Origin of the sequence: Marinobacter bryozoorum (genome assembly GCF_023156245.1) — a bacterium.
Classification (GTDB): Bacteria; Pseudomonadota; Gammaproteobacteria; order Pseudomonadales; family Oleiphilaceae; genus Marinobacter; species Marinobacter bryozoorum.
Genome location: NZ_JAKZAH010000035.1, coordinates 1 through 14887, shown reverse-complemented (window position 1 = coordinate 14887; position 14887 = coordinate 1). Strand labels below are relative to the sequence as shown.

General features: G+C 61.0%; 17 protein-coding genes. 6 read left to right on the top strand and 11 right to left on the bottom strand.

Going from position 1 to position 14887, the window contains the following annotated elements; genetic code table 11:
- Nucleotides 1-28: 28 nt before the first annotated feature.
- Nucleotides 29-547, top strand: coding sequence for a DUF2231 domain-containing protein (locus tag MLC59_RS15620; protein ID WP_248236144.1), 519 nt, complete (start codon nucleotides 29-31; stop codon nucleotides 545-547).
- A gap of 5 nt (nucleotides 548-552) precedes the next feature.
- Here the strand turns inward: MLC59_RS15620 and MLC59_RS15615 are convergent, their stop codons facing one another.
- Together MLC59_RS15615 and MLC59_RS15610 are read right to left on the bottom strand one after the other, a co-directional pair.
- The gene (locus tag MLC59_RS15615) at nucleotides 553-987 is read right to left on the bottom strand and encodes a HemJ family protein (RefSeq protein WP_248236141.1); all 435 of its coding nucleotides are present in this window, start codon (nucleotides 985-987) and stop codon (nucleotides 553-555) included.
- Nucleotides 988-1101: 114 nt separating this feature from the next.
- Nucleotides 1102-2511, bottom strand: a complete 1410-nt coding sequence (locus MLC59_RS15610) for an aminotransferase-like domain-containing protein (protein ID WP_248236137.1) — start codon at nucleotides 2509-2511, stop codon at nucleotides 1102-1104.
- Nucleotides 2512-2965: 454 nt separating this feature from the next.
- Between MLC59_RS15610 and MLC59_RS15605 the strand changes: the two genes are divergently transcribed.
- A complete protein-coding gene (locus MLC59_RS15605) occupies nucleotides 2966-3775 on the top strand; it encodes a PhzF family phenazine biosynthesis protein (RefSeq protein ID WP_248236135.1) in 810 nt (269 codons plus the stop codon).
- 7 nt (nucleotides 3776-3782) lie between these two features.
- Here the strand turns inward: MLC59_RS15605 and MLC59_RS15600 are convergent, their stop codons facing one another.
- The 4 genes from MLC59_RS15600 to MLC59_RS15585 form a co-directional block, all read right to left on the bottom strand.
- On the bottom strand, nucleotides 3783-4400 hold the full coding sequence (locus MLC59_RS15600) for a TPM domain-containing protein (protein WP_248236133.1): 618 nt from the start codon (nucleotides 4398-4400) through the stop codon (nucleotides 3783-3785).
- Nucleotides 4401-4440: 40 nt separating this feature from the next.
- The gene (locus MLC59_RS15595; RefSeq protein ID WP_248236130.1) at nucleotides 4441-5187 is read right to left on the bottom strand and encodes a TPM domain-containing protein; all 747 of its coding nucleotides are present in this window, start codon (nucleotides 5185-5187) and stop codon (nucleotides 4441-4443) included.
- Entirely contained in the window at nucleotides 5187-5804 is a 618-nt protein-coding gene (locus MLC59_RS15590; RefSeq protein WP_248236127.1) for a LemA family protein, read from the bottom strand. Before MLC59_RS15590 ends, MLC59_RS15595 begins: the two co-directional genes overlap by 1 nt.
- 113 nt (nucleotides 5805-5917) lie before the next feature.
- Nucleotides 5918-6127, bottom strand: a complete 210-nt coding sequence (locus MLC59_RS15585; protein WP_248236124.1) for an acetyltransferase — start codon at nucleotides 6125-6127, stop codon at nucleotides 5918-5920.
- A gap of 207 nt (nucleotides 6128-6334) precedes the next feature.
- On the opposite strand from MLC59_RS15585, the gene MLC59_RS15580 reads away from it, so the two are divergent.
- On the top strand, nucleotides 6335-6874 hold the full coding sequence (locus MLC59_RS15580) for a type 1 glutamine amidotransferase domain-containing protein (protein ID WP_248236121.1): 540 nt from the start codon (nucleotides 6335-6337) through the stop codon (nucleotides 6872-6874).
- On the opposite strand, the gene MLC59_RS15575 is transcribed toward MLC59_RS15580, so the two are convergent.
- A complete protein-coding gene (locus MLC59_RS15575; protein ID WP_248236118.1) occupies nucleotides 6852-7433 on the bottom strand; it encodes a YgjV family protein in 582 nt (193 codons plus the stop codon). The two genes, MLC59_RS15580 and MLC59_RS15575, sit on opposite strands and share 23 nt — an antisense overlap.
- Before the next feature lie 145 nt (nucleotides 7434-7578).
- On the opposite strand from MLC59_RS15575, the gene MLC59_RS15570 reads away from it, so the two are divergent.
- Nucleotides 7579-7941 carry a DUF4398 domain-containing protein gene (locus tag MLC59_RS15570; protein ID WP_248236115.1) on the top strand — a complete coding sequence of 121 codons (363 nt, stop codon included), beginning with the start codon at nucleotides 7579-7581 and terminating at the stop codon, nucleotides 7939-7941.
- A 16-nt stretch (nucleotides 7942-7957) separates the two neighbouring features.
- Nucleotides 7958-8767, top strand: a complete 810-nt coding sequence (locus tag MLC59_RS15565; protein ID WP_248236111.1) for an OmpA family protein — start codon at nucleotides 7958-7960, stop codon at nucleotides 8765-8767.
- A gap of 75 nt (nucleotides 8768-8842) precedes the next feature.
- Here the strand turns inward: MLC59_RS15565 and ahpF are convergent, their stop codons facing one another.
- A complete protein-coding gene (gene ahpF, locus MLC59_RS15560; RefSeq protein ID WP_248236109.1) occupies nucleotides 8843-10432 on the bottom strand; it encodes an alkyl hydroperoxide reductase subunit F in 1590 nt (529 codons plus the stop codon).
- Between the two features lie 258 nt (nucleotides 10433-10690).
- Entirely contained in the window at nucleotides 10691-11257 is a 567-nt protein-coding gene (gene ahpC / locus MLC59_RS15555) for an alkyl hydroperoxide reductase subunit C (protein ID WP_248236106.1), read from the bottom strand.
- A 294-nt stretch (nucleotides 11258-11551) separates the two neighbouring features.
- On the opposite strand from ahpC, the gene MLC59_RS15550 reads away from it, so the two are divergent.
- The gene (locus MLC59_RS15550; RefSeq protein ID WP_248236105.1) at nucleotides 11552-12448 is read left to right on the top strand and encodes a radical SAM protein; all 897 of its coding nucleotides are present in this window, start codon (nucleotides 11552-11554) and stop codon (nucleotides 12446-12448) included.
- A 56-nt stretch (nucleotides 12449-12504) separates the two neighbouring features.
- Here the strand turns inward: MLC59_RS15550 and MLC59_RS15545 are convergent, their stop codons facing one another.
- Both MLC59_RS15545 and MLC59_RS15540 read right to left on the bottom strand, forming a co-directional pair.
- Complete coding sequence (locus MLC59_RS15545) at nucleotides 12505-13263, bottom strand: sulfite exporter TauE/SafE family protein (RefSeq protein ID WP_248236102.1); 759 nt, start codon at nucleotides 13261-13263, stop codon at nucleotides 12505-12507.
- A gap of 10 nt (nucleotides 13264-13273) precedes the next feature.
- Nucleotides 13274-14803: a TRAP transporter permease gene (locus tag MLC59_RS15540; RefSeq protein ID WP_248236098.1), complete on the bottom strand. Its 1530-nt coding sequence runs from the start codon at nucleotides 14801-14803 to the stop codon at nucleotides 13274-13276.
- Between the last annotated feature and the right edge of the window lie 84 nt (nucleotides 14804-14887).

The window sequence follows — 14887 nt, the reverse complement described above, 5'->3', positions numbered from 1 at the left end:
CCCCCTCATGGAAGGAGTCGGTAACCCCATGGACGTCGCCCCGATTCGTAGCCGGATGGCACTGTTCGGCCACCCCATTCATCCCATGCTGATTCACTTTCCCGTCGCCGCCTTGCTTGGCCTGATCGGTACGGATATCGGCTATGCGCTGACCGGTGACAGTTTCTGGGCCCGGGCCAGCACCTGGCTTGCCGCCATCGGCATGATGGGCGGCTGGTTTTCCGGTGCTATCGGGGTGCTGGACCTGCTGCTGGTGAAAGCGATACGTCGGCTGGTCATCGCCTGGTGCCACGGCATCATGGCGGTCATGCTGCTGTCGCTGGCGACCCTGAACTGGCTGCTTCGGCTGGGGGATGTGGAAGCGTTGATCATTCCCTGGGGGCTCTATGTAAGCCTGCTGAGCGGAGTGATGATCAGTATCACCAGCTTCCTCGGAGGTCAGCTGGTGTATGACCATGCCGTCGGAGTGTCGGCAGAAAAGAGCCTCAAACGGGCCCACCGCAACGAGACCATCCGCAAGATCGAGGAAGACAAACTGGTGGATTGAGCCCCTCATAGCCACTCCTCCACCGGCGGCTTGGCCAGCACCAGCCAGAGTATCACCAGCACCACCGCAACGATGGCGGCCATCAGCAGCCCGCTCCACAGGGCGACGGGTGCCTCCGGGCTAGCCTCCGCACGTACGATCAACACGCCGGTGAGGGTGTGCAGAACCACCAGCAGGCAAACCACCGTCAGCTTCGCGATCAGCCAGGGTTCAAAGTTGATATCAATGGTGAACACCGCCGTGCCGGCGAAAATCGCCACCAGTGCCGCTGGCGTCGCCAGCCGGGTGAACAGGAGCCGGGACAGCGAATCATAGGGGTGCGGGCGCTCCTCCAGGGAATGGCTGCTGCCCATATGGCTGGCAACCAGCGCCGGCAGATAGACAAGACATCCGACCCAGACCAGTAGCGCCGAAATATGCAACACCAGAAATCCCTTCAAGATCGCACAACCTCCCTCTTGCAACCCATGCGGCATGGCCCATCAAGCTGCCTTTAGTCTAGACGCAGGGAGGGATGAGGGTGACCAGATTAGGAATCGGTAATGCCTGGCCTGTCAGTCCGAAGCGACGGCAGCCGCCAGCTCGCCCAGGGTGCGGACGGCTTCCTCGATCCTCTGTGTCCAGGGGTTGGCCGCATTAAGGCGCAGGCAGTTTTCGTATTTGCCTGTGGTGGAGAACATGATACCGGGTGCCACGTTGATATCCCGCTCCCTGGCAAGCCGATAAACCTGGGTACCCGAGCATCGCGCGGGCAGCTGCACCCACACCACGAAGCCACCGCTTGGCCGGCTTACCGCCGTGCCCGCCGGGAAGTAACGTACGATCGCCGCCCGGAGTCGTTCCACGGAATCCCGGTAGGTGCGGCGGGCGCCGCGGAGATATCGGTCATATCCGCCCTGCTCCAGGAAATGGGCGACGGCAATCTGCGGCAGGGTGGCTGTGGCCAGGTTGGTGAAGTACTTCTGCTGGCGTACCGCCGGGAAGTGGCGCCCCGGCGCGATCCACCCCAGTCGCAATCCCGGGGAGATCGTCTTGGAGAAGGAACTGCAATAGATCACATTGCCGGACCGGTCAAAACTCTTCGCCGGCCGTGGACGCTCACCCGAGTGGGCGAGATCGCCGTAGATATCATCCTCGATCAGCGGGACGCCTGCATCCTCCAGCAACGACACCAGCCGTTGCTTGTGCTCGTCCGACAACCGCATGCCCATGGGGTTACTGTGATTGGTGACGGCCACGCAGGCGCGGATAGGCCACTGATCCATGGCCAGCTGCAATCCCTCCAGGCTGAGACCTTCTGCGGGATGGGCCGGAATCTCGATCACCTTCAGGCCCACCACCTCAAGCGCCTGCAGGATACCGGGGAACGAGGGCGATTCCACGGCGACAATGTCGCCGGGACTCGTCACCGCCCGCAGGGCCATGATGATGGCTTCCTGCGCCCCATTGGTGGCCAGGATCTCATCCGGCGAAACGGCAACGCCCAGCGCGGCCATGCGTTGGGCAATCTGGCGTCGAAAGGCGCTCTTGCCGGGAAAGGCATAGTCCAGGGATTCCAGGCCGCGGCGGGCGGCCCAGATTGATGCCTGCTGAATCTGCCGGATCGGCAGGTAGTCGGGATGGGGAACCGCCGTTGCCAGCGGGACCATCCGCTTCTCGTCATCAGAGCAGAGGTCCATGGCCATGTCCCGCAGGGTCACCGGCACGGGGCGGACATCCTGGGCGGACATGGCCGGCTCGGGCGCATCGACCGGAGGACGCCGCACGAAGTAGCCACTGCGCTCACGGGGCTCCAGCAAACCTCGCCCTTCCAGCGTCTGGTGAGCCTGCAGGACAGTGGCCACACTGACCCCCAGCTGCCGGCTGAGCACGCGCACCCCTGGCAGGCGCTCGCCGTCCCGGAACACGCCGTCGCGAATCAGGGTTTCCACCTGGTCCGCCACATGATGATAGAGAGTTTCCATACCGACCATCCTTCCACAGGTCATGGCCAACGACACAGCACAGTTGAGTGCCAGAACGACCGGTACAGTCCAGACGCTCTGATATTCTGTACCGGTTCAAAAGCAGGATAGCTGAATCTGTTATGGGCCGCACCGGAGGGGGACACTGGAAGCCTCACGAACCGGGAAAGGAGACTTCCCATGACACACGCCGCAAACCCCTGCACACTATACAGTTCGGCCATGCGCCAAGACCTTCTGCGGGTCGGAGGTGATACTGAAATCACAGCTTCCGCGCCGGAAACTGTCCTTCGGAACATGGGTTACCGGGTGGAACGACGACGCCTCCACCACTGGGTTCTGACCACCGGTCAGCCGCTGCCGGAGCTGCATTTCTACAGCAAGGCCGAGCTCAGCCGGTTCGTCACGGGCCGGGCTGCGCAGTATCTCACTCACACCGACAGGAGCCTGCACCATGCGAACGCTACCCATCTACCAGGTCGATGCCTTTGCCAGTGACGTCTTCCGGGGCAACCCGGCGGCGGTCATGCCCCTGGAGGACTGGTTGCCGGATGGGGTTCTGCAGTCATTGGCAGCCGAGAACAACCTGTCGGAGACTGCCTTCCTTGTGCCGGAAGGCGAAAACTCAGCCGCGGATTTCCATATTCGCTGGTTTGCGCCTGGTGCCGAAGTGCCCCTGTGCGGCCACGCCACCCTGGCCAGCGCCTGGGTACTCTTCAACCGACTGGGTTGGGAAGGTGACCGGATCCGGTTCCGTTCCCTTCGCGGCGAGCTGGGCGTAACCCGACGGTCGGACGGATCACTGGAGCTGGACTTCCCCGCGCTGTCCATCGAACCGGTGGCGATACCCGAGCTGTTACGCAAGGCCCTGCCGGAAACCCGGGACCTGGTGTTCGAAGTGCCCCATGACACCAACTACCTGGTAGTGCTGGATAATGCTGAAGCGGTCCGCCGGGCCAGCCCGGACCTGGGCGTGTTGCGGGCGCTGGGCAACCAGGGCGTTATCATCACCGCCCCGGGGGATGACTGCGACTTTGTCAGCCGCTACTTCGCCCCGGGCATCGGCATCGATGAAGATCCGGTGACCGGCTCCATTCACAGTGCCCTTACACCCTACTGGTCAGCGAGGCTGGACAGGAATCCGCTGTTCGCCCGCCAGCTCTCCGCCCGAGGCGGCGAGTTACGCTGCGAACACCGGGGTGACCGGGTTGGCATTGCCGGTAAGGCTGCGTTCTATATGGCAGGCGAGGTGGAAATACCCTGATCGATGTTCAGGGCAGGATGACCAGGTGATTGGGAAGTTCATTCCGCTCGTGGGTAGCAGGAACCTGCTCCCTGAGATGCTCGCCACAGGCCTGGATGCAATCGAGGAAACCCTGACAGGTGTCGCCCTGGCGCACCTGGCGGGTGAAGGTCTGGACGATGTCTTCCCAGACCTCGTTGTCGACCCTCGCGGATATACCCTGGTCCACCAGGATTTCCACATAGCGCTCCGCCTCCGATACGAAGATCAGCATACCGGTGCTGTCTTGCGTATGGTGCAGGTTCTGTTCCAGGAACTGCCGGCGGGCAAGGTTCCCGGCCCGCCAGTATCGAACATGGCGGGGAATCAGCCTGGTGTTGATCCTGGGTATGCCGAACAGGGCACCGAGAACAAGGAAAACGCCCCACTGGGCCAACAGCAGTAAATCGGCGTCAAACCACTCTGTAAAATAGTTCACCAGGCCGGGCAGCAGTAAGGCCAGGATGCCGGCCCAGAGCAGGGGAATATAGGCGTAACTGTCTGCCTGGCGGGCCAGCACGGTAACCAGCTCGGCATCCGTTTCCCTTTCAACGGCATGGATGGCCGCAGCCACCCGATCCTGTTCAGTCGTGGTTAATAGCGTCATGGAGTGATCTTGCTCTCAGGTAAATTGTCCATTTATCCGGCTACCATCCCCCGGACGCGCCACCGCCGCCGAAACCGCCGCCCCCACCACTGAAGCCGCCTCCTCCAAAGCCACCACCACGGCCACCCATACCGGCACCCAGCAAGGCACCCGCCGCCAGGGCACCCCTGCCGCGACCGCCACGGCCGCCGCCCCCTACCAGCGAAATAAACGACACGATAATGATGAAAAAGAAGATCACTGCAAGCAGGTTGGGTTTGTCCCCGGGTGCTGTTTCTCCCCCGGGCAAAGCCACGGACTCGCCGCCCAGTGCCTGGATCATCGCTTCGGCACCGTCGGTTATGCCCCGGGCAAATTCGCCCTGGCGGAAGGCGGGTGTGATGACCTGGTTGATAATGGCGGAGGACGTGGCGTCGGTAAGCCGCCCCTCGAGCCCGTAACCCACCTCGATACGGATTGCCCGTTCTTCCTCGGCGACAATCAACACTGCGCCGTTGTCTTCGCCTTCCTGGCCAATGCCCCAGTGGCGCCCCAGCTGGTAACCGAACTCTTCAATCGGGTAACCCTGAAGATCAGGCAGGGTGACAACGACTACCTGATTAGTGGAGGCTTCTTCATGAGCCGCCAGCATTTCGGTGAGTGCCGACGCCTCATCCTGTGAAAGCATTCCGGCGCCATCCACCACGCGGCCTGTGAGTTCAGGGAACTCCGGGGTCGCCTGGCCCCAGGCCGGACTTTGCAGCAGGCACAAGGTGATCAGCAGGATCAGGGGGCGAAGCACAGCCATCAGAACTCAACCTGCGGCGGTTGGTCTGCGTTCTCGGCGGTGGCCTCGAAATTTTCCCGCAACTCCATATCGCCGTACAGGAGGCTGTGCCAGATACGACCGGGGAAGGTACGGAGCTCCGTGTTGTAGCGTTCGACCGCCTGGATAAAGTCCCGCCGGGCAACGGCGATCCGGTTCTCGGTGCCTTCAAGCTGGGACTGCAATGCAAGGAAATTCTGGTTGGATCTCAGCTCGGGATAACGTTCTGAAACCGCCATCAGGCGGCTCAGGGCACTGGTCAGCTGGCCCTGGGCCTGCTCGAACTGTTGCAACTTCTGAGGGTCATTGAGAATACTTTCGTCCACCTGGATGGACGTCGCCCGGGAGCGGGCCTCGACGACCTCCGTCAGGGTTTCCTGTTCCTGGGCAGCGAAACCCTTCACGGTTTCCACCAGGTTCGGCACCAGGTCCGCCCGGCGCTGATACTGGTTTTCAACCTGGGACCAGGCTGCCTTCACCTGCTCGTCGTAGGTGGGAATATTGTTGATACCGCAACCGCTCAGGAGTGACACCAGGGCCACCACCAGGGTCAGCTGCAGGAACGTCCACTGTCCGGACCGCCCTGAAGTATAGGTCATGTTTATTACTTCCTTTTGATCGCGCGAGCGTCCCGGTTTCAGTCAGACGCTTTTCCCTGAAGAAGCCTACAGTAGCATCTCAAACCGGCACAGTCCCTGAAAAGGCCCACATGTCACTTCTGCCGGTAATCCGGGTCCGTCCAGCAAACCGGTAATGGCTCGCCGGAAGGAAAGGCCAGCTTTGACTTGGCGATGGGCTCAGGGTCCTGGGCCTCTTCGCCGTAGTGGACGCTGCCAGTGACCTCCTGTTCGTTCGGGTCGTACAGGACCTTGATATCACTGATTTCCACCAGGTGTCCGGTGGACTTTTCCGCCAGCAACATAGAGAGCCTCCTGGTTCCGGGTGTCGACATGGCTATCTGTTCAATGTGGCCCCCGGGATCCGCTTCTGCAACCTTTCCTGCATCCTGCAAGGAGCCGCCATTAACAACGCGTAACCAGGTATGTGGTTTTTTCCTGCTCTGCCGGCCTCAGAACTGAGGGTTAGTGATCTATGCTTTGTATCAACCACAAACCCGGGAGGTTTCACCATGAGTGCATCACTGAAAGGGAAGAAGGTGGCGTTCCTCGCCACCGATGGCGTAGAGCAGGTCGAACTGACGGATCCAAGGGAGGCCCTGGAAAAAGCCGGTGCCGAAACCGAACTGGTGTCCATCAAGGAGGGCAGCATCGACGGCTTCCACCACCTGGACAAGGGCGATACCTTCAAGGTGGACAAGCTGGTCGGCGACGTGGATTTCAACGACTATGACGCCCTGGTGTTACCCGGCGGCGTGGCGAACCCGGATGAGTTGCGGCAGGACCGGGCCGCCGTGGCGTTTGCCCGCAGCTTCGTGGAAGCCGGCAAGCCTGTGGCCGCCATCTGTCACGCGCCCTGGTTGCTGGTGGAGGCCAACGTGGTACGGGGCCGCACCCTGACGTCTTTCCCCAGCGTCAAAACCGACATTGTGAACGCCGGCGGTCACTGGGTAGACGAAAAGGTCTGCCACGACGCACCGCTGATCACCAGTCGCAACCCGGACGACCTGGAGGCCTTTTCCGGCAAGATTATCGAGGTGCTTGGTCAGTAGTCCCCGCCGGGCCGGCCGCGTCTATCGCCGCGCCCGGATAACGCTTCCTGGCCCTGGCCATTCGGATAATCGTGACTACATTGGTGACAAAGATCATCCCCTCGGCCAGGGTGCCCCCAATGGAGCCGATTGCCAGGTTGTTCAGCATCCAGGCGAGGGCCGCAAGCCCCAGCATGATGCGCATGGGAATACCCCGTAGCAGGAACATGGCAATGGTACCCAGGGTGGCTGCCGTCAGCGGCAGCACATCCACCCAGTCCCGCCAGGTCAGCGCCGCTGCCACAAGGTTCGCCACCAGAACCACCCACATTACCCACTGACTGCCCACATAGCGGCGGGCCAGTACGATCCGTGCGATCACCAGCACCGTCAGGGCCGCCGCTGTCCAGCTGCCGAAGAGCGCAAACTGCAGCGCAAACGCCACGTTGGCAGAAATCAGCAGCACCAGCAGCCGGTCATCGTTCTTGCTGGCAAAGGCCACCAGGCAGATGACCAGCGCCACCAGCCCGAAGAACTGGCCGGCCAAACTGGCAAGGGTAAGGCTATCAAGGTCAGGCATGGGTCCCCACAAACCAATGGTTTATTGCACAACTGTCATGCGGCTAACAACAGGATGCAAGTCGTTTACTGCTACGCTTTCTGAAACTGCCATACCTTATGGTATGCCACCTGAACGAGAAAACCCGCCAAGAGGAGAATCGCGCATGTTTTCCCGTGTTCTGCCAATACTGGTAACCGGTGCCTTCCTCACCGGCTGTGCCACTGACCCGGGCCCGAAGCCGGACGACCAGCTGGCATCGGCGCAATCAGCCCTGCAATCCGCCGCCAATGCCGGTGGCGAGGATACCGAGCCCAGCATGATCGCAGCTGCCCGCGAGAAAATCGTGACGGCCGAATCCCTCATTACCGAGGAACGTTACCCAGAGGCACGTCGCCTGCTGGAACAGGCCGAGGTGGACGCCCGCCTGGCCGAAGCCAGGGCCGAGACCCAGAAGGTACGCGACGAGCTCGGTGATGTCATGGCCAGCATTGATTCCCTGCGCCGTAACCTGGAAAACCAGAACTGACCCCCAAGGAGGCAATATGAAACGGCACTACTTTGGCACGGTTCCGGTAATCACCGTCGCTGCATTGCTTTCGGCCTGCGCCAGCACCCCCCCGGAAAACCCCGCCCTGAACGAAACACAGGCGGCCTATGACGAAGCCATGGAGAATCCCGAGATTGCCCGCAACGGCCTGTCACACCTGCGGGATGCGGAAACGGCACTGGACCGGGCTGAAACCCTCCACGCCGAAGGCGGCGATGAAGAAGCCCTGGGGCACCAGCTCTACCTGGCCAACCGACACCTGGACCTGGCACGGGAAAAAGCGGTGCGCGCCGGCCTCCAGGAGGAGCTTAGCGAAGCGGAACGCCAGCGGGATGACCTGCGCATTCGCATAGGTGAACGCCGCGCCCAGGAAGCGGAACTCCAGGCTCGAATGCTGCGGGAACAGATGGACCGCCTGCAGGCGGAACAGACCGACCGTGGCATGGTGATGACCCTGGGGGACGTGCTGTTCGACATTGACGAGGCCGAACTCAAGCCCGCCGGTGAGCGCACGGTTCGCAAGCTCTCGGACTTTATGCAGGAGTACCCCAGCTACCGGGTGCGGGTCGAGGGCTATACCGACAGCACGGGCGAAGCAGCCTATAACCAGGAGTTGTCCCTGAGCCGTGCGCAGGCGGTTGAAAACGAACTGCTGTCCGATGGCATAGAACCCGGCCGGGTTGAAACACAGGGCTTTGGTGAGGAATACCCCAAGGCCACCAATACCACCGCCGCGGGGCGCCAGGAAAACCGACGGGTAGAAATCGTCATCTCCGACCGGGACGGTAACATCGGCTCACGCTGATTTCCCCTCCAGCCGCAAAAAGGCCCCGCAACCAGTCGGCTGCGGGGCCTTTCTGCGTAATGCCCTGGTGGCGGGTCAGGCTACTTCAGTCTTCGCCTCTTCCGGCACTTCGTGACGAATCAGGAAGTCAAAGGCGCTCAGCGCGGCCTTGGAACCCTCTCCCATGGAAATCACGATCTGCTTGTAGGGCACGGTGGTGGCATCTCCGGCGGCAAATACACCCGGAATGGAGGTTTCGCCACGCTCATTCACCACGATTTCACCATGCTGACTCAGCTCGATGTCGCCCTTGAGCCATTCGGTGTTGGGCACCAGGCCGATCTGGACGAAAACACCTTCCAGCGCTACGTGGTGGTTGTCGCCACTGTTGCGGTCGCGGTAGGTCAGACCATTCACCTTGCCGCCTTCACCGGTGATCTCGGTGGTCTGGGCTGAGGTCAGGATCTCCACATTCTTGAGGCTGCGCAGCTTCTTCTGCAGCACATCATCCGCCCGCATTTCGTCGGCGAATTCCAGCAGGGTTACATGGCCCACGATACCAGCCAGGTCGATCGCTGCCTCAACGCCGGAGTTACCGCCACCGATAACCGCAACACGCTTGCCCTTGAACAGGGGACCGTCGCAGTGCGGGCAGTAGGCTACGCCCTTGTTGCGGTACTCTTCCTCACCCGGCACGCCCAGCTGGCGCCAGCGGGCACCGGTGGACAGCACCAGGCTGCGCGCCTTCAGTGAGGCACCGTTGGCCAGCTGAATCTCGTGGTAGCCACCGGTCTGAGCCGCAGGGATCAGTTTCTCGGCGCGCTGCATGTTCATGATGTCCACGTCGTATTCCTTGACGTGCTGCTCCATGGCCGCCACCAGCTTGGGACCTTCCGTGTAGGGCACAGAGATCAGGTTTTCAATACCCATGGTATCGGCGACCTGGCCACCGAAGCGCTCGGCGGCGATACCGGTGCGGATCCCCTTACGGGCGGCATAGATGGCTGCGGATGAGCCCGCAGGACCACCGCCGATCACCAGCACTTCATAGGGGTCCTTCTGGTTGAGCTTCTCGGCTTCCTTCGCCCCGGCGTTTTCGTCCAGCTTCGCCACGATCTCTTCCAGGGTCATACGGCCCTGACCCCAGGGCTCGCCGTTCATGAACACGGCCGGTACAGCCATGATTTCCTTACGCTCCACCTCGTCCTGGAACAGGGCACCGTCGATGGCGGTGTGGCGGATCTTCGGATTGATGATGCTCATCAGGTTCAGGGCCTGAACCACGTCCGGGCAGTTCTGGCAGGACAGGGAAAAGAAGGTCTCGAACTCGTACTCGCCGTCCAGGGATTCGATCTGCTCGATCACTTCCTGGGACGCCTTGGACGGATGACCGCCTACCTGCAGCAGGGCCAGCACCAGCGAGGTAAACTCGTGGCCCATGGGAATGCCGGCAAACCGCACGCCAACGTCAGTACCGACACGGTTAATGGTGAAGGACGGACGACGCACATTTTCGTCAGTTTCAGTACGCAGGCCGATGTTGTCAGACAGCGGCTCGATCTCTTCCAGCAGCTCCCTGAGCTCCTGGGATTTCTTGCTGTCGTCGTAGGCTGCCACCAGCTCGATCGGCTGCTGCAGCTTTTCCATGTAGGCCTGAAGTTGTTGCTTGATATTGGCATCCAACATGAGCTGTGTTCCCCTCGTCAGAATATGTGAACGGTTACCGTAGCCGTTGAACGGATCGGATAGCTTGGATATGCATCAAGATAAGGTCACAAGCTAATAAGCTCAAATTAATTGACCTTAAAAGTTTAATAGCTGATTGCTATAGGTACGCAAAAATACCCATGGGCTTCCGCCACATACAACAAACCCCGGCGTTGCCGGGGTCTGAGAAAAGCGTGGAGCCTGCCAGGCAGGCTCCTGATCAGCCACCGGGGTGGATCAGATCTTGCCTACCAGGTCCAGGGACGGAGACAGGGTCTCGTCGCCTTCTTTCCACTTGGCAGGGCAGACTTCGCCCGGGTGCTTGCGAACGTACTGGGCAGCCTTGACCTTGCGCAGCAGGTCGTCAGCGTCACGGCCAATACCTTCGGCAGTGATTTCCATCGCCTGGATAACGCCATCCGGATCTACCAGGAAGGTAGCGCGGTCTGCCAAGCCTTGGCCTTCACGCATTACACCAAAGTTGTTGGTGATGGTGCCGGTCTGGTCGCCAACCATGTAGTACTGGATCTTGCCGATGGTTTCGGAGCTGTCGTGCCATGCCTTGTGGGTGAAGTGGGTGTCGGTGGACACGGAGAACACTTCTACGCCCAGCTTCTGCAGCTCTTCGTACTTGTCAGCCACGTCGCCCAGCTCGGTCGGGCATACGAAGGTGAAGTCGGCCGGATAGAAGAAGAAGATGGCCCACTTGCCTTTCACGTCGGCATCGGAAATTTCAACGAACTCGCCCTGTTTGAATGCGGTTGCGTTGAACGGTTTGATCTCGGTGTTTACCAGAGTTGTCATTGATTCGATCTCCTTCAAGTTGGTTGAGACGCCCAATGTAGTCGGTCTGACCTAATTCCTCAAATTGATTAACTTTAAATGAGTAATAGGTAAGGGCTATGTCCAAGTTTGCCTCTGCCGGGCCAGGCCAGTCGCAGAAGCACCGTAAAAAGTGACTTCACAGGCTTTATTGGGTGGCAAGCTGCCGATTTCAACCGGTCGACACCGCTAACCGGTCATGATGCCGCACGATTCACTGTGCGCCCCATATTCGCTAACCTGTGTGACCGTTTTGATACATTCCCCGGACGCAGCGTGACCATGTACGAATTCCCGATCCACTACGTTGAACCTGTGTTTCGCCCACCCAGCGAAGCTAATTCCCTGATCCTGCCGGTGACCAATGGCTGTTCATGGAACAAATGCACCTTCTGTGAGATGTACACCGCGCCCCAGAAGAAGTTCCGCGCCCGTGAGGAGGACGAGGTGCTCGAGGAGATCCGCAAGTGCGGTGAGCGCATGATCGTGCAGCGGGTGTTCCTTGCCGATGGCGACGCAATGATCCTGCCCACCCACCGCCTGCTGAAGATTCTCGAGGCCATTCGCGAGCATCTCCCGGATGTTCATCGGGTTACGTCCTATTGCCTGCCCCGCAACCTGAAGCGCAAGTCGGTATCAGAACTCAGAGAGTTGCACGATGCCGGGCTGCACATGCTCTATATCGGTGCGGAATCCGGTGATGATGAGGTGCTGCGCCGGGTCAACAAGGGGGAAAGCTACGAGTCCACGAAGGACGCCCTGCTCAAGATCGGGGAGGCGGGCATCAAGCGCTCGGTGATGATCCTCAACGGCCTCGGCGGCAAGAGCCTGAGCGATCAGCATGCGGTCAATTCGGCCCGGTTAATGAATGACACCCAGCCGGAGTTCCTGTCTACCCTGGTGGTCAGCTTCCCCCAGGGCATGGAACGCTACAAGCAGCAGTTCCCGGACTTCGAGCCGCTGGACCAGCAGGAACTGTTCCTGGAGGCCGAGAAGCTTCTGGAGAACCTTGAGCTGAACCAGACCATCTTCCGCAGCGACCACGCGTCCAACTACCTGGTCCTTAAAGGCACCCTGGGCCGGGACAAGGATCGCATGCTCGAGCAGGTACGCACAGCGATCCACACACCGGAGCAGGCAAGGCTCAGGCCTGAATGGATGCGGGGTCTGTAGGCCGACCAGTGAGCGGGCTGTTCCCCTTCTGGCAGGTGGCCGCCAGGAGATACCACTCAGTACAGGATCAGTCGCAGCAGGATGGCGGCCACCATCGCCAGGGTGAGCCATTTGATCCACTGGGCGCCTTTCGGTCCCATGTTCACCTTTACCGCCATCATGGCACCGGCCATGTTGCCCAGGGCGAGGACGAGTCCGGTGATCCACAGCACCTGGCCCTTGCCTGCGAAGATGGCCAGGGCCGGCAAGGTGTAGACGAGGATGATGAAGACCTTGATGACGTTCACCTGGGGCAGGTCAATCTTCAACATGCGGTAGAGCACAACGATAAACAGTGCCCCCACCCCCACCTGGATGAAGCCTCCATACAGGCCGATCAGAAACAGCGCCAGGTATTCGACAGCCCCCAGACGGTCCGGCGTCAGGGGCCGCGTGTCCAGCCGGGGCTGGGGCAGGAGCATGAAGATGGACGCGTCGATCATGGCGGCAATGAGGACGCCTTCGAAGATCGCCTCGGGGATCCAGGTGGCGGTCCATGCGCCCAGCAGGGAACCCGCCACGGCAGGAATGGCCAGGCGGATACTGACCGCCAGGTTACTGTGGCCTGCGCGAAAGAAGCTGCCGACGGCCGTCACGCTCTGCAGGGTAATGGCGACGCGGTTGGTGCCATTGGCCACCTGGGCCGGCAGGCCCAGAAACATCAGCAATGGCAGGGTCAGCATGGAGCCGCCTGCGGACAGCACGTTGATAAACCCGGCGACCCCGCCAATCGCCACCAGCGCAAGGACCTCCCACAGGGAGGGGGAAAAGCTCACCGTGCCCGCCTCAGGCCGGTGTCATGACCGGCCCAGGTCGACGGGCGCTCCATACCAGCAGGGCGACAAAGATCACCACGCCAGCCAGGTCGATCCAGATCATGCCATGGGGCCATAACATCAGTGCTCCGACAGGGAACATGAGCACCCGCAGCCACCACCGCAGGGGATGCTCCAGGTACCCTTCCAGGCCCGCAATAATGGCATAGATGCCGAACAGGGCAAACGTGAACACCATGAGCATCTCCAGCGGGGTGCCGGAAATCAGCGGGGAGTAGGCAAACAGCAGGGGCACAATGTACAGGCCCTTGGCGATCTTCCAGGCGGTCAGACCGGTGCGCATTGCGGGGGTGCCGGCAATGGCCGCTGCCGCAAAGGCAGTGAGGCAGACCGGCGGGGTCACATTGGAGTCCTGGGACAGCCAGAAGATGATCATATGGGCCGCTACCAGTGCCATGGTCAGCGCATGGGGCGACAGGGCCTGCTCCAGTAACTGGCCGGTGAAGTTCTCCGGCACTTCCGCCAGCATCGCGGCCGCCTGGGCCCGCTCCATGGGGGCCCCCAATAATTCCACCGCATCCGGCGCGGTCAGCATGAAGATTGCCCGGGCCTGCTCCGGCAGGTTGCCGCTGGCCATCAGGTCGATCAGCTGGCTCTGGGCAATCAACTGATAGATGGCGGGCGCAGAGAGTGTCGCCAGTACGATGTAGGCGGCGGTTACCGGCAGGCCCATGCCCAGGATCAGGGAGGCCAGCGCGACCAGGGCAATGGTTACCAGGAGACTGCCCCCGGCCCAGTCCGTGATCATTAGCGAGAAGGTGTTCCCGATACCGGTGGTGGAGATCACCATGACAATCAGCCCCACGGTGATCAGCAGGATCGCGGTGGTCATGATATTGCGACTGCCCTGGGCGAGGGCGTCCAGGATGTCCCCCAGGGTCATCGGCTTGCGGGCAATCCAGGATGAGACAACGACCGAAACGATGGCAATACCGGCAGCGTAGGTCGGCGTGAACCCATAGATCAGTGCAGCCACCAGGACCACCAGGGGCAACAGGTAATGCCAGCCGCCCTTGAGCACCTGGCCAAACGTTTCTGCGTCTTCATCCTCGAGTTTGACGGCCTGGCTACGCTTGGCCTCGATGCGCACGAACATGGCAACGGACAGGAAGTACAGCAGTGCAGGCAGGGCCGCCACGCCAATAATGGTCAGGTAGGACACCTGGGTATAGGAGGCCATGATGAACGCCCCGGCCCCCATCACCGGCGGCATCAGCTGCCCGCCGGTCGATGCGGCCGCCTCCACGCCACCGGCAAAGCGGGCCGGGAAGCCGGCCTTGCGCATAAGGGGGATGGTGATCACCCCGGTGGACACGGTATTGGCCACGCTGGAACCGGACACCGACCCCATCAGCCCGGAGGAGAACACAGCCACGAAACCGGGTCCGCCCACGAACCGGCCCGCGGCACAGCGAGCCAGGTCGATAATGAAATCCCCGGCACCGGACTTCACCAGGAAGGCACCGAACAGGATGAACATGAACACATACTAAGGAGTTCAAAAGTAAGCGAACATGATGTATAATAAAAACATTGCTCGCGGACTATATCGGATATCAGCTCT

Bases quoted from the DNA above. Each gene is read 5' to 3' on its own strand.
- MLC59_RS15620 (WP_248236144.1), top strand. From the start codon at position 29: ATGGACGTCGCCCCGATTCGTAGCCGGATGGCACTGTTCGGCCACCCC.
- MLC59_RS15610 (WP_248236137.1), bottom strand. From the start codon at position 2,511: ATGGAAACTCTCTATCATCATGTGGCGGACCAGGTGGAAACCCTGATT.
- MLC59_RS15605 (WP_248236135.1), top strand. From the start codon at position 2,966: ATGCGAACGCTACCCATCTACCAGGTCGATGCCTTTGCCAGTGACGTC.
- MLC59_RS15600 (WP_248236133.1), bottom strand. From the start codon at position 4,400: ATGACGCTATTAACCACGACTGAACAGGATCGGGTGGCTGCGGCCATC.
- MLC59_RS15595 (WP_248236130.1), bottom strand. From the start codon at position 5,187: ATGGCTGTGCTTCGCCCCCTGATCCTGCTGATCACCTTGTGCCTGCTG.
- MLC59_RS15590 (WP_248236127.1), bottom strand. From the start codon at position 5,804: ATGACCTATACTTCAGGGCGGTCCGGACAGTGGACGTTCCTGCAGCTG.
- MLC59_RS15585 (WP_248236124.1), bottom strand. From the start codon at position 6,127: ATGTTGCTGGCGGAAAAGTCCACCGGACACCTGGTGGAAATCAGTGAT.
- MLC59_RS15580 (WP_248236121.1), top strand. From the start codon at position 6,335: ATGAGTGCATCACTGAAAGGGAAGAAGGTGGCGTTCCTCGCCACCGAT.
- MLC59_RS15575 (WP_248236118.1), bottom strand. From the start codon at position 7,433: ATGCCTGACCTTGATAGCCTTACCCTTGCCAGTTTGGCCGGCCAGTTC.
- MLC59_RS15570 (WP_248236115.1), top strand. From the start codon at position 7,579: ATGTTTTCCCGTGTTCTGCCAATACTGGTAACCGGTGCCTTCCTCACC.
- MLC59_RS15565 (WP_248236111.1), top strand. From the start codon at position 7,958: ATGAAACGGCACTACTTTGGCACGGTTCCGGTAATCACCGTCGCTGCA.
- ahpF (WP_248236109.1), bottom strand. From the start codon at position 10,432: ATGTTGGATGCCAATATCAAGCAACAACTTCAGGCCTACATGGAAAAG.
- ahpC (WP_248236106.1), bottom strand. From the start codon at position 11,257: ATGACAACTCTGGTAAACACCGAGATCAAACCGTTCAACGCAACCGCA.
- MLC59_RS15540 (WP_248236098.1), bottom strand. From the start codon at position 14,803: ATGTTCATCCTGTTCGGTGCCTTCCTGGTGAAGTCCGGTGCCGGGGAT.